At 72.6% G+C, this 14,094-nt stretch carries 3 protein-coding genes; 2 read left to right on the forward strand and 1 reads right to left on the reverse strand.

Going from position 1 to position 14,094, the window contains the following annotated elements:
* Position 1 precedes the first annotated feature (1 nt).
* Together WMF31_RS00015 and WMF31_RS00020 are read left to right on the forward strand one after the other, a co-directional pair.
* Positions 2–11,560: an SDR family NAD(P)-dependent oxidoreductase gene (locus WMF31_RS00015; protein ID WP_436599990.1), complete on the forward strand. Its 11,559-nt coding sequence runs from the start codon at positions 2–4 to the stop codon at positions 11,558–11,560.
* Positions 11,561–11,656: 96 nt separating this feature from the next.
* Positions 11,657–12,856, forward strand: coding sequence for a cytochrome P450 (locus tag WMF31_RS00020; RefSeq protein WP_436599991.1), 1,200 nt, complete (start codon positions 11,657–11,659; stop codon positions 12,854–12,856).
* 198 nt (positions 12,857–13,054) lie between these two features.
* Here the strand turns inward: WMF31_RS00020 and WMF31_RS00025 are convergent, their stop codons facing one another.
* Positions 13,055–14,059 carry an NADP-dependent oxidoreductase gene (locus WMF31_RS00025; protein ID WP_436599992.1) on the reverse strand — a complete coding sequence of 335 codons (1,005 nt, stop codon included), beginning with the start codon at positions 14,057–14,059 and terminating at the stop codon, positions 13,055–13,057.
* Positions 14,060–14,094 lie beyond the last annotated feature (35 nt).

Raw genomic sequence — 14,094 nt, forward strand, 5'->3', positions numbered from 1 at the left:
CATGCAAAAGACGGAAGATGCCCGCCTGCAGAGGGCGATGGCAGCGATCGCCGTGCTCGAGCGGCGCACGGCGGAGCTGGAGAAGGAACGCTCCCAGCCCATTGCGATCGTCTCGATGGCGTGCCGGCTGCCGGGCGGCATCGAGACGCCGGAGGAGTACTGGCGGCTGTTGTCGGAGGGGCGTGACGCGATCGAGGGATTCCCGCCGCGCTGGGATTCTCTATCGATCTATGATCCCGATCCGGAGGCGGCGGGCAAGAGCTACGCGCGGGAGGGGGGATTCCTCCGGGGTATCGATCTGTTCGATGCCGGGTTCTTCGGTGTCTCGCCGCGTGAGGCGCAGTCGATGGACCCGCAGCAGCGGCTGGTGCTGGAGACGGCGTGGGAGGCGCTGGAGCGAGCGGGCGTGCGCCCAGCGTCGTTGAGCGAGAGCGCCACCGGCGTGTACCTGGGCTCGATGGGCTCGGACTACAGCGCTCTCCAGGGCGGTAATCTGGAGGCGCTGGACGGGTACCGGGGCACGGGCAGCGCAGCCAGCGTGATCTCGGGTCGCGTCGCGTATTCGCTCGGCTTGCAAGGCCCGGCGATGACCGTGGACACGGCCTGCTCCTCGTCGCTGGTCGCGCTGCACCTGGCGTGCACGGGGCTGCGGCAGAGGGAGTGCGACGTGGCGCTGGCCGGTGGGGTCACGGTCATGAGCACCCCGGCGCTGTTCGTGGAGTTCAGCCGGCTCAAGGGGATGGCGCGGGACGGTCGGTGCAAGAGCTTCTCCGCGCGGGCGGACGGGGCCGGCTGGGCCGAGGGGTGCGCGATGCTGGTGCTCAAGCGGCTGTCGGACGCGCAGCGCGACGGCGACCGGGTGCTGGCGGTCATCCGCGGCTCAGCGGTGAACCAGGACGGCCGCAGCCAGGGGCTGACGGCGCCGAACGGGCCGTCGCAGCAGCGGGTGATCCGCCAGGCGCTGTCGTCGTGCCGGCTGACGCCGAAGGACATCGACGCGGTGGAGGCGCACGGGACGGGGACGAACCTGGGCGATCCGGTCGAGGCGGGCGCGCTGGCGGAGGTGTTCGGGCCGGGGCGCGCGCCGGAGCGGCCGGTGTACCTGGGATCGGCGAAGTCGAACCTCGGCCATGCGCAGGCGGCGGCGGGCGTGGCGGGGGTGATCAAGATGGTGCTGGCGATGCAGCACGAGGAGCTGCCGAGGACGCTGCACGCGGAGGAGCCGAGCCCGCACATCGTGTGGGAAGGCAGCGGGTTGTCGCTGCTGCAGCAGGCGCGTCCGTGGCCGCGCGGCGGCCGCGTGCGGCGCGCGGGCGTGTCGTCGTTCGGCGTCAGCGGGACCAACGCGCACGTCATCCTCGAGGAGGCGCCGGCGGTGGAGCCGAAGCCGGCGCCGGCGGAGACGGGGCCTCTGCTCGCGTCGTCGGCCCTGCCGCTCGTGCTGTCGGGGCGCGACGAGGCGGCGCTGCGCGCGCAGGCCGAGCGCTGGGCGAGGTGGCTGAAGGAGCGGCCCGGGTATCGCTGGGCCGACGTGGTGAGCGCGGCGGCGCTGCACCGGACGCACTTCGAGGCGCGCGCGGCGGTGCTGGCGGGCAGCGCGGAGGAGGCGGCCGAGGGGCTCTCGGCGCTGGCCGAGGGGCGCGGCCACGCGTCGGTCTCGGTGGGCAAGGCGCGGGCGCCGGGCAAGGTGGTGTTCGTGTTCCCGGGCCAGGGCAGCCAGTGGCTCGGGATGGGCCGGGCGCTGCTGGAGCAATCGGCGGCGTTCGCGGAGGCGGTGGAGGCGTGTGACGCGGCGCTGAAGCGGTGGACGGGCTGGTCGGTGATGGCGATCCTGCGCGGCGAGCAGGGCGAGGAGGAGCCGCCGTTCACGCGGGTGGACGTGGTGCAGCCTGCGCTGTTCGCGATGAGCGTGGGGCTCGCGGCGGCGTGGCGCTCGCTGGGCGTGGAGCCCGCGGCGGTGGTGGGCCACAGCCAGGGCGAGGTGGCGGCGGCGGTGGTCGCGGGCGCGCTGCCGCTGCAAGACGGGGCGCGGGTGGTGGCGCTGCGCAGCCAGGCGGTGCGCAAGTGCACGGGCAAGGGCGGCATGGTGCTGGTGGAGCGGCCCGTGTCGGAGGTGCAGGGGTACATCGAGCCGTTCGGCGAGGCGCTGTCGATCGCCGTGGTGAACACGGCGAGCTCGACGGTGGTGTCGGGCGACGCGCAGGCGGTCGACGAGCTGGTGGCGAGCTTGCAGGCGAAGGAGGTGTTCTGCCGGAAGGTGAACGTCGACTACGCCTCACACAGCGCGCACATGGATGAGCTGCTGCCGGAGCTCGCATCGCAGCTCGCGTCGTTGGAGCCGAGGCCGTCGACGATACCGTTCTACTCGACGGTGACGGGCGCGCTGCTGCGCGACGACGAGGCGCTGGACGGGGAGTACTGGTGCCGGAACCTGCGCCTGCCGGTGCGGCTGGACAAGGCGCTGGTGGAGCTCTTGGCCGACGGCCACGGGGTGTTCGTGGAGGTGAGCGCGCACCCGATCCTGGCGATGCCGCTCACGACGGCGTGCGCCGAGGCGCAGGGCGTGGTGGTGGGCAGCCTGCAGCGCGGCGAGGGCGGGCTGTCGCAGCTCAGCGGGACGCTGGGCGCGCTGCACGTGCAGGGGTACGAGGTGGACTGGAAGCGGCTGTTCGGCGGCCAGGACGCGAGGCACGTGGACCTGCCGACATACGCTTTTCAGCGGCAGCGCTACTGGCTCGAAGCGTCCAAGGCGCGCTCGGACCTGAGCTCGGCTGGCCTGAGGACGGCCGAGCACCCGCTGCTCGGCGCGGCGACGCGGGTGGCGGACACCGACGGCTACCTGTTCACAGGCCGGCTGTCGTTGCGCGAGCGGCCGTGGCTGAGGGATCATGCCGTGTTCGGGAAGGTGCTCTTTCCCGGCACGGGGATGCTGGAGCTAGCGCTAACGGCGGCGCGGGCGGTGGGCGGCGGCGCGGTCTCGGAGCTGATCCTGGCCGAGCCGCTGGTGCTGAGCGAGACCGAGGCGCGCCGGGTGCAGCTCTCGGTCGAGGCGCCGGACGCGCAGGGCCGGCGCGGCTTCGGGCTGTACAGCCAGCCCGAGGAGGCGCCCGAGGACGCCCCGTGGGTGCAGCACGCAACAGGCATCCTGACGGACGGCGCATTCGACGGAGCGAGCGACGACGACGCGCTCGACGAGCTCCGGACATGGCCTGTATCCGATTCCGAGCCAGTCGACCTGTCTGGGCTCTACGCCCAGATGGAGCGGCGCGGGTTGCATTGCGGCCCGGCATTCCGCGGGTTGGTCGAGCTCTGGCGGCGAGGCGCCGCCTACTATGGCCGGGTGGTGCTGCCCGAGGCCGTGACGGACGGCGCGGAGGCTTACGGAGCGCACCCGGCCCTGCTGGAGGCCGCGCTGCATACGCTGGTCGCTGCGATTGCGGAGGGGTCCTCGTCGGGGGCCGTGCCGCTTCCGCTCGCCTGGTCGGATGCGGCGCTGCATGCCGCCGGCGCGAGCGAGCTGCGCGTGAGGTGTGAGCTTCAAGAACAGGGCGCGCAGCAGATCACGGGCTCCCTCTACATCGCGGACGCCTCGGGCGAGCCGGTCGCGACGGTCCGCGGGCTGCAGCTTCGCCCCGTGACCGCCGAGCAGATCCGGGCGGCCACGCAGATCGACGCCCAGCACCTGTACCGTGTGGCGTTCCAGCCCGTGCCGCCCGTGGAGTCCTCCTCGGCGCCGGGGGCTCAGGTCGTGCTCGGCGCGTCCCACGGACAGGCGGCGCTGCCCGAGGCGCTGGGCGCGGAGGCCGTCGCCGATCTGCAAGCGGTCCTTGCGCGCCTCGATCGCGGAGCCGATGCCCCCGTGCGGGTGGTGGTCGACGCGACCGCTCTCGGTCCGAGCGGCGCCTCCGTGACCGCATCGGCCCACGGCGCGACGCGACAGGCGCTCTCGCTGCTGCAGGCATGGCTGTCGGATCGCCGCTTCGCGCCCCTGGAGCTCGTGTGGGTGACCCGTGGCGCGATCGGCACGGACCTCGACGACAGCGTCGATGGCCTGGCACACGCGCCGCTCTGGGGGCTCGTCCGCGCGGCGCGCGCCGAGCAGCCGGACCGCCGCCTGCGCTTGATCGACATCGGCCCCGAGGCGGTGGACGGCGAGCTCCTCACGCGAGCGCTGGCCACCGCGAGCGAGCCGGAGCTCGTGCTGCGGGGCGGCGTCCTGCGGGCTGCGCGCCTCGTACGGGTGCAGCCGGACGACGACGTGATCCCTGCACGCAGGCTCTCCCCGGAGGGCACCGTGCTGGTGACCGGCGCCACGGGCGCCCTGGGGCAGGCCGTGGCGCGGCACCTGGTGCGCGAGCACGGCGTCAGGCATCTGCTGCTCACGTCGCGCCGTGGCCTCGACGCGCCGTCCGCCCGCGCGCTCGTCCAGGGGCTCAGAGAGCTCGGGGCGAGGACCGTGGCGGTCGTCGCGTGCGACGTATCGAGCCGGGCCGAGGTGGCGAGCCTGCTGGCGGGGATCGACGCGGAGCACCCGCTGACGGCGGTGCTGCACCTGGCGGGCGTCGCCGACGACGGGGCGCTCGCCGCCCAGACGCCCGAGCGGCTCTCGCGCGTGCTGGCCCCGAAGATCGACGGCGCGCTGCACCTGCACGAGCTGACGCGGGGGCTCGACCTCGCGGCGCTCGTGCTGTTCTCGTCCGCAGCGGGGACGCTCGGGGCTGCAGGCCAGAGCGGCGGCGCCGCTGCCAGCGCGTTCCTGGATGCGCTCGCGGCGCACCGGCGGGCTCGCGGGCTCTCGGCGACGAGCCTCGTCTGGGGTGATTGGACGCCCGAGGGCCGCGGCGCGGCGGCGCAAGAGGGGCTCGCGGAGCAGGCGCGGTTCAGCCGCCATGGGCTCGTGCCCATGCCCGTACAGGAGGGCATGCAGCTCTTGGACGGCGCGCTCTTGCGTCCGGAAGCGAGCCTGTTGCCGGTGCGCTTCGACCTGGCCAGGTTGAAGCGTGGGGTCGACGCTGGCGCCGAGCTACCCGCGCTGATGCGCGGGCTCCTGGGCTCGGGCCTGCGCCGCGCCTCCTCGGCGACACAGGGAGCCTCCGCGCTGCGCCAGCGCCTCGTCGCGCTCCCCGAGTCGGAGCGCCTGGATTCGCTCATCAAGCTGGTGCAGTCGGAGGCTGTCGTCGTGCTCGGGCTGCCGCGCGGCGCGGTGGTGCCGCCGGGCCAGGTGTTCAAGGACCTGGGGCTCGACTCGCGGATGGCGGTGGAGCTCCGCAATCGGCTGAGCGCTCAGGCGCAGACCAGCCTGCCGGCGACGCTGGCCTTCGACTACCCGACGCCGCGAGCGGTCGCCGAGCTGCTCTTGAAGCAGGCGTTCTCCGATCTCCATGCGGCGCCGAGCGCGCGGCAGCGCCGCCGGCGGCAGGATGACGAGCCCATCGCGATCGTCTCGATGTCGAGTCGGCTGCCGGGCGGCATCGAGACGCCGGAGGAGTACTGGCGGCTGCTGTCGGAGGGGCGCGACGCGATCGAGGGATTTCCACCGCGCTGGGATTCGCTCTCGCTCTACGATCCCGATCCGGAGGCCGTGGGCAAGAGCTACGCGCGCGAGGGGGGCTTTGTACGGGACGTCGACCACTTCGATGCGAGCTTCTTCGGGATCTCGCCGCGTGAGGCGCAGTCGATGGACCCACAACAGCGGCTGGTGCTGGAGGCGGCGTGGGAGGCGCTGGAGCGGGCGGGGATGCGCCCCTCGGATCTGAGCGGGAGCGCCACCGGCGTGTACCTGGGCTCGGCCGGCTCGGACTACGGAGCTCTCCAGGGTGGCGGCCTGGAGGACATGGACGGGTACCGGATGACGGGAAATCTGGGCTCCGTGATCTCGGGCCGGGTTGCGTACGTGCTCGGGCTCCAGGGCCCGGCGATGACCGTGGACACGGCCTGCTCCTCGTCGCTGGTCGCGCTGCACCTGGCGTGCACGGGGCTGCGGCAGAGGGAGTGCGACGTGGCGCTGGCCGGTGGGGTCACGGTCATGAGCACCCCGGCGCTGTTCGTGGAGTTCAGCCGGCTCAAGGGGATGGCGCGGGACGGTCGGTGCAAGAGCTTCTCCGCGCGGGCGGACGGGGCCGGCTGGGCCGAGGGGTGCGCGATGCTGGTGCTCAAGCGGCTGTCGGACGCGCAGCGCGACGGCGACCGGGTGCTAGCGGTCATCCGCGGCTCAGCGGTGAACCAGGACGGCCGCAGCCAGGGGCTGACGGCGCCGAACGGGCCGTCGCAGCAGCGGGTGATCCGCCAGGCGCTGTCGTCGTGCCGGCTGTCGCCGGAGGACATCGACGCGGTGGAGGCGCACGGGACGGGGACGAGCCTGGGCGATCCGATCGAGGCGGGCGCGCTGGCGGAGGTGTTCGGGCCGGGGCGCGCGCCGGAGCGGCCGGTGTACCTGGGATCGTCGAAATCGAACCTCGGTCACACGGGGCCCGCTGCTGGCGCGGTGGGGGTGATGAAGATGGTGCTGGCGATGCAGCACGAGGAGCTGCCGAGGACGCTGCACGCGGAGGAGCCGAGCCCGCACATCGGGTGGGAAGGCAGCGGGCTGTCGCTGCTGCAGCAGGCGCGTCCGTGGCCGCGCGGCGGCCGCGTGCGGCGCGCGGGCGTGTCGTCGTTCGGCGTCAGCGGGACCAACGCGCACGTCATCCTCGAGGAGGCGCCGGCGGTCGAACCGCAGCCGGCGCCGGTGAACGCAGGGCCTCTGCTCGCCTCGTCGGCCTTGCCGCTCGTGCTGTCGGGGCGCGACGAGGCGGCGCTGCGCGCGCAGGCCGAGCGCTGGGCGAGGTGGCTGAAGGAGCGGCCCGGGTATCGCTGGGCCGACGTGGTGAGCGCGGCGGCGCTGCACCGGACGCACTTCGAGGCGCGCGCGGCGGTGCTGGCGGGCAGCGCGGAGGAGGCGGCCGAGGGGCTCTCGGCGCTGGCCGAGGGGCGCGGCCACGCGTCGGTCTCGGTGGGCAAGGCGCGGGCGCCGGGCAAGGTGGTGTTCGTGTTCCCGGGCCAGGGCAGCCAGTGGCTCGGGATGGGCCGGGCGCTGCTGGAGCAATCGGCGGCGTTCGCGGAGGCGGTGGAGGCGTGCGACGCGGCGCTGAAGCGGTGGACGGGCTGGTCGGTGGTGGCGATCCTGCGCGGCGAGCAGGGCGAGGAGGTTCCGCCGTTCACGCGGGTGGACGTGGTGCAGCCTGCGCTGTTCGCGATGAGCGTGGGGCTCGCGGCGGCGTGGCGCTCGCTGGGCGTGGAGCCCGCGGCGGTGGTGGGCCATAGCCAGGGCGAGGTGGCGGCGGCGGTGGTCGCGGGCGCGCTGTCGCTGCAAGACGGGGCGCGGGTGGTGGCGCTGCGCAGCCAGGCGGTGCGCAAGTGCGCGGGCAAGGGCGGCATGGTGCTGGTGGAGCGGCCCGTGTCGGAGGTGCAGGGGTACATCGAGCCGTTCGGCGAGGCGCTGTCGATCGCCGTGGTGAACACGGCGAGCTCGACGGTGGTGTCGGGCGACGCGCAGGCGGTCGACGAGCTGGTGGCGAGCTTGCAGGCGAGGGAGGTGTTCTGCCGGAAGGTGAACGTCGACTACGCCTCACACAGCGCGCACATGGATGAGCTGCTGCCGGAGCTCGCATCGCAGCTCGCGTCGTTGGAGCCGAGGCCGTCGACGATACCGTTCTACTCGACGGTGACGGGCGCGCTGCTGCGCGACGAGGCGCTGGACGGGGAGTACTGGTGCCGGAACCTGCGCCTGCCGGTGCGGCTGGACAAGGCGCTGGTAGAGCTCTTGGCCGACGGCCACGGGGTGTTCGTGGAGGTGAGCGCGCACCCGATCCTGGCGATGCCGCTCACGACGGCGTGCGCCGAGGCGCAGGGCGTGGTGGTGGGCAGCCTGCAGCGCGGCGAGGGCGGGCTGTCGCAGCTCAGCGGGACGCTGGGCGCGCTGCACGTGCAGGGGTACGAGGTGGACTGGAAGCGGCTGTTCGGCGGCCAGGACGCGAGGCACGTGGACCTGCCGACGTACGCTTTCCAGCGGCAGCGCTACTGGCTCGAAGCGTCCAAGGCGCGCTCGGACCTGAGCTCGGCTGGCCTGAGGACGGCCGAGCACCCGCTGCTCGGCGCGGCGACGCGGGTGGCGGACACCGACGGCTACCTGTTCACAGGCCGGCTGTCGTTGCGCGAGCGGCCGTGGCTGAGGGATCATGCCGTGTTCGGCAAGGTGCTCTTTCCCGGCACGGGGATGCTGGAGCTAGCGCTGTCGGCGGCGCGGGTGGTGGGCGGCGGCGCGGTCTCGGAGCTGATCCTGGCCGAGCCGCTGGTGCTGAGCGAGACCGAGGCGCGCCGGGTGCAGCTCTCGGTCGAGGCGCCGGACGCGCAGGGCCGGCGCGGCTTCGGGCTGTACAGCCAGCCCGAGGAGGCGCCCGAGGACGCCCCGTGGGTGCAGCACGCAACAGGCACCCTGACGGACGGCGCATTCGACGGAGCGAGCGACGACGACGCGCTCGACGAGCTCCGGACGTGGCCCGTGCCCGGAGCCGAGGCGGTGGACCTCTCGGGGTTCTACGAGCGGCTCGAGGCGCGCGAGCTGTGCTACGGCCCGGCGTTTCGCGGGCTGGTCGAGCTGTGGCGGCGAGGCAACGCCTACTATGGCCGGGTGGTGCTGCCCGAGGCCGCGACGGACGGCGCCGACGAGTACGGCGTGCATCCGGCGCTGCTGGACGCCGCATTGCACACGATGGTCGCGGCGTTCGCCGAGGGAACGCAGCCGGACGGGGTGGTGTTGCCGTTCGCCTGGTCGGACGTGGTGCTGCGCGCTGCCGGCGCGAGCGAGCTTCGGGTGCGCATGGAGCTCCAGCAGGCGGGCGACTCGAAGCAGGTCACGGCGTCCTTGCGCGCCACCGATGCGCAGGGCGAGCCCGTGGTGCGCGTCGGCGCGCTCCAGCTACGCTGGGCGATCGCCGAGCAGATCCGGGCAGCCACCCGGGCCGAGACGCAGCACGTGTACCGCGTGGAGTTCCAGCCGGTGAGCCTCGCGGAGCTCCCGCCGGCGGGCGCCACCCCGCTCGTGCTCAGCGCACCCTTGGGAGACGTGACGCTGGCCGCAGAGGCCATCGCGGATCTCGACGAGGTGCGGGCGCGCCTCGAGCAAAGCGCGGCGGCGCCCGTGCGCGTGGTGGTCGACGCGACCGCGGAGGGCGCGCGGAACGACGGCGTGATCTCGTCGGCGCACGAGGCGACGCGACAGGCGCTCTCGCTGCTGCAAGCGTGGCTGTCGGAGCCCCGGCTCGAGTCGGTGGAGCTCGTGTGGGTCACCCGCAACGCGATCGCGGTCGGCGCGGACGACAGGGTGGACGACCTGGTCCACGCGCCGCTGTGGGGGCTCGTCCGCGCGGCCCGCAACGAGCACCCCGACCGCCGGCTGCGCCTGCTCGACGTCGGGCCCGGGCCGCTCGACGGCGAGCTGCTGGCGCGAGCGCTCGCGACCACGGCGGAGCCGGAGCTCGCGCTGCGGGACGGCGCTGCGCGGGCAGCGCGCCTGGTGCGCGCGCAGCCGGTGGAGGAGCAGGCGACGGCCCGCCCGCTGGACCCGGCCGGCACGGTGCTGGTGACCGGTGGGACAGGGGAGCTGGGCCAGGCGGTCGCCGAGCATCTGGTGCGCGAGCACGGGGCGCGGCATCTGGTGCTGACCTCGCGCCGCGGGCTGGAGGCGCCCGGCGCTCACGAGCTCTTGAAGAGACTCGAGCAGCTCGGCGCCGAGACCGTGACGATCGTAGCCTGCGATGTGTCCGACCGGGCCGAGGTGGCCCGCGTGCTGGCCGGCGTCGCCCCGGAGCACCCGCTGACGGCGGTATGGCACCTCGCGGGGGTGCTCGACGACGGGATGCTCGTGGACCAGACGCCCGAGCGGCTCTCGCGGGTGCTCGCGCCGAAGCTCGACGGGTCGCTCCACCTGCACGAGCTGACGCAGGAGCTGTCTCTCGCGTCCTTCGTGCTCTTCTCGTCGGCGTCTGGGACGCTCGGGACCGCAGGCCAGAGCAACTATGCCGCGGCCAACGCCTTCCTGGACGCGCTGGCGGCGCATCGCCGGGGCCAGGGGCTTCCGGCGATGAGCCTCGCCTGGGGCTTCTGGAAGCAGGCGGGCGTCGGGATGACGGCGCACCTGGGTGACGAGGACATCGCGCGCATACGACGTGTCGGGTTCGTGCCGATGTCGGTTCCGGAGGGGCTGCAGCTCCTCGACGCCGCGCTCCTGCGCAGCGAGGCGGCCCTGCTCCCGGTGCACTTCGATCTGGCCAAGCTGCAGCGCGCGCTCGGCGCGGGCGGCGAGCTGCCCGCCCTGCTCCGGGCGCTCCTGCGCCCGGGGCTGCGCAAGGCCTTCGGGGCGGCCGTGAGCGCCTCGGCGTCCCGCGATCGTCTCCTAACGATGACCGAGCCCGAGCGCCTCGAGGCGCTGATCGAGCTCGTGCGGGCCGAGGCCGCCGCGGTGCTCAAGCGGCAGGGGCCGGCCGCCGTGGCCCCTGACCAGCCGCTGCTCGAGCTCGGGATGGACTCGCTCATGGCGGTGCAGCTTCGCAACCGGCTCGCCACCCTGATCGGCGCTTCGCTCCCGGTGACCGCGGCCTTCACCCATCGGACCTCGCGGGCGCTCGGCGCGTACCTCGCGAGCCTCCTGCCGTCTTCCGGGGGCGGCTCCCTCGCGCGGCGCGAGCCGTCGAGCGTCGCCGGCGAGTGGCTCCGCGTGCTCAAATCGGCGCGCGCGCCGAGCGCCCGGGTGATCTGCTTTCCAGGCGCCGGCGGGGCGGCCTCGCTGTTCTTGCCGCTCGCCCGGCATATCCCCGAGGACATCGAGCTCGTGGCCGTCCAGGCGCCGGGCCGGGCCGATCGGCTCGGGGAGACGCCGGTCACGGACATGCGCGCCTTCGTCGACGAGGTGTGCGGCGCCCTGTCCGATCGCCTCGACATCCCCACGGTGTTCTTCGGTTACAGCTTCGGGACGTGGACGGCGTACGCGGCCCTGTGCGGCGCGATCACGCGCCGCGCCTGCGCCGCGCCGCTCGGCCTCGCCGTCGCCTGCATGACGCCGCCCGGTCACGAGCAGCAGAGCATGATGCGATCCAGCTTCGACGACGGGGATGACGTCATCGTGAAGAACATGGTGGCGGCGCGCGTGTGGCCGGAAGCGTCCCTGAACGACGCCGATGTCCGGGCGGTCCTCCTCCCTTCATTTCGTGCAGACGCCCAGCTCGGCATCAGCTATCAGTGGGGCAGCGAGCGCGCTCTGGACGTCCCTGTCCTGGCCGTGGCCGCCACGAGAGACGAACTGGTTCCGGACGCCTCGACCGTCGAGGCCTGGCGCAGGGTGACGACCGGGAGCTTCGTGATGCGCCACATCGAAGGCACGCACGCGCTCCTCTTCGACGAGCCTGCCACCCTCGCTCGGCTGCTGGCCAGGTACATCGAGACGCAGGTGCGCGCGCAGCCGGGCGACAGCCCCCACGCCGTGAGCGACAGGGGCGCGTATGCCGGTGAGAGCGCGGCTGGCTGAGCCGAGGAGCGCGTCACTCGCGGTCCTCATGACAGAGGTGAACGACATCGCATGCCTTGAACGCGCGGGCGCGCGCACGCGGGAGGAACAGGGATAATGGCCACGATCGATATCTCTTCGCTTATCAACACCGACGACCCTTACCCGCTCTTCGCGGAGCTCCGAGAGAAGGCGCCGGTCAAGCAGCTCGAGCCGAACGGGTGGTGGGTGGTGAGCCGCTATGAGGACGTCGTCTATGCCTTCAAGCACCCGGAGCTCCTCGAGAACGGCCGAACGATGACCATTTACTGGTCCAGCAGCGATGAGCGGCTCCGGGAGGACTCTCCGATCAACAACAAGGCGACGATGGCCTTCGCCGATCCGCCGGCCCACACCCGTATTCGCAAGCTGCTCATGACGGCGTTCGTGCCCCGCGCCGTCGCGCGGCTCGAGGATCGGATCCGCGCGATCACGAACGAGTACATCGATCAGATCCTCGCCAAGGATGAGTTCGATCTGATGGCGGATCTGGCCGTCCCCCTGCCGATCACCCTCATCGCCGAGGTGCTCGGCGTGGACCCCTCGCTCCGCGCCGATTTCAAGCGCTGGTCCGATGCCTCCATGGTGATGACGCAGGGCACCCTGACGGACGCGGAGGTCGATGCCATCCTGGCGAGCCGCCGCGAGTTCCGCGCCTTCTTCCAGGATATCATCCGCGATCGCCGGGCGAGGCCGCGGGAGGATATGATCAGCGATCTCTGTCAAGCCGAGGTCGACGGCGACAGATTGACCTCGGAGGAGGTCCACGGGCTCGCCATGATCCTCCTGACCGCGGGGGGCCAGACGACCACCCACATGATCGGCAACGGCATGAACGCGCTCCTCGATCGCCCCGAGCTCCTCCAGGAGATCCGCGCGAACCCCGCCTTGATCCCGAGCTTCGTCGAGGAGTCGCTCCGCTACGAGGGCCCGTCGAAGATGATGCCCCGCTACACGACGCAGGAGGTGACGATCCGCGGCGTCACGATCCCTCCGGACCAGATCGTCATCGCCCTGCTCGCCTCCGCGAACCGGGACCCGGCGCAGTTCCCCGACCCGGATCGGTTCGACATCACGCGCGAGCAGCGCGGCCACCTGGGCTTCGGCTATGGCATTCATTTCTGCTCGGGCGCGCCGCTCGCCCGCATGGAGGGCAGGATCGCGTTCGAAGAGCTGCTCCGGCGGATTCCGTCCTTCTCACGCAATGGCAAGTCGGAGTGGCTCCCCTACCTGGGTCTCCGAGGGCTCCGGCAGCTCCCCCTGAAGATCGATCGGTGAGCGCCTGGCGCGGCGGTCACCCGCGCCGGGCGCGGGGCCGCCCCGACGTCCTCGGGGTTCAGCGCGCCGGGGGTCGGCTGCCGCGCCGAGGACGCCGATCTGGGCCCGTCTGCTGGGCCGAAGACCGCCGCTCTGCGCCGTGCGCGCCGGAGGGGGCACGCGCTCGACGCGCGTGCCCCCTCCGCGGCGAGCGCCAGATCAGACCTCTGCGACCTTGAGGAGCTGCTTGCCTTTGTTGGCGCCGGTGAACAGCCGCCGGAGCGCGGCGGGCGCGTTCTCGAGCCCTTCGACGATATCCACCTGGTCCTTGATCTTGCCCGCGCTCAACCAGCCGGCGAGCTCCGCGAGCGCCTCGGGGAACCTGGCGGCAAACTCGGTCACGACGAACCCCTCCATCCGGACGCTCTGGACGATGAGGTTCAGGTAATTCTTGGGCCCGGTGACGTTTTGAAGATCGTTGTACCCGGAGATGCCGCCGCAGAGCACCACCCTGCCCTTCGACGCGATCTGCCCGATGGCCGCTTCGAGGATCTTGCCGCCCACGTTATCGAAGTAGATGTTGATCCCCTGCGGGCACAGCGCGCGAAGCCGCTCCGCCACGTCCTCGGATTTATGATCGATCGCGGCGTCGAAGCCGAGCTCACGGGTCAGCCAGGCACATTTCTCGGGTCCGCCCGCGATGCCGATGGCGCGGCAGCCCTTCAGCTTGGCGATCTGACCGACGAGCATGCCCGTCGCGCCGGCGGCGCCCGAGACGACCACCGTCTCGCCGTCGCGCGGCCGGCCGACCTCGAGCAGCCCGAAGTAGGCGGTGAGCCCCGTCAGGCCGAGCGCGCTCAGCGCTCGAGGGAGCGGCACGCCTGGGAGCAGCTTGGTCGCGGCGGTCGGGCCCTCCCCTGTCAACACCGCGTAGTCCTGCCAGCCGACCGCGCCCTGGACGAGATCGCCGACCGCGAAATTCGGGTTTCGGGACTGCACGACCCGCCCCGCGCCCATGGACTGCACGACACCGCCGATCGGCACGAGCCACTCGAGAAACCCTCGCTGGGTGGGGTCGACCGAGAGATACGACGTGCGCACGAGGACCTCGCCGTCTTCCCGGAGCTCGGGGATCGGCTCCTCGTGGAACGTGAAATCGCTATCCTTGATCATGCCGACGGGGCGGGCAGCCAGGCGCCAGCACCGATTGACGTCGCTCTTCATCACGTTGCTCATTCCTTTCTTGTGCTCCGCGCAAC

The organism is Sorangium sp. So ce1036, assembly GCF_051369805.1.
GTDB classification, from domain to species: Bacteria; Myxococcota_A; Polyangia; order Polyangiales; family Polyangiaceae; genus Sorangium; species Sorangium cellulosum_F.

What these genes read in the sequence shown, in the direction of transcription:
- WMF31_RS00015 (WP_436599990.1), top strand. Translation starts at nt 2, where the DNA reads ATGCAAAAGACGGAAGATGCCCGCCTGCAGAGGGCGATGGCAGCGATC.
- WMF31_RS00020 (WP_436599991.1), top strand. Translation starts at nt 11,657, where the DNA reads ATGGCCACGATCGATATCTCTTCGCTTATCAACACCGACGACCCTTAC.
- WMF31_RS00025 (WP_436599992.1), bottom strand. Translation starts at nt 14,059, where the DNA reads ATGAAGAGCGACGTCAATCGGTGCTGGCGCCTGGCTGCCCGCCCCGTC.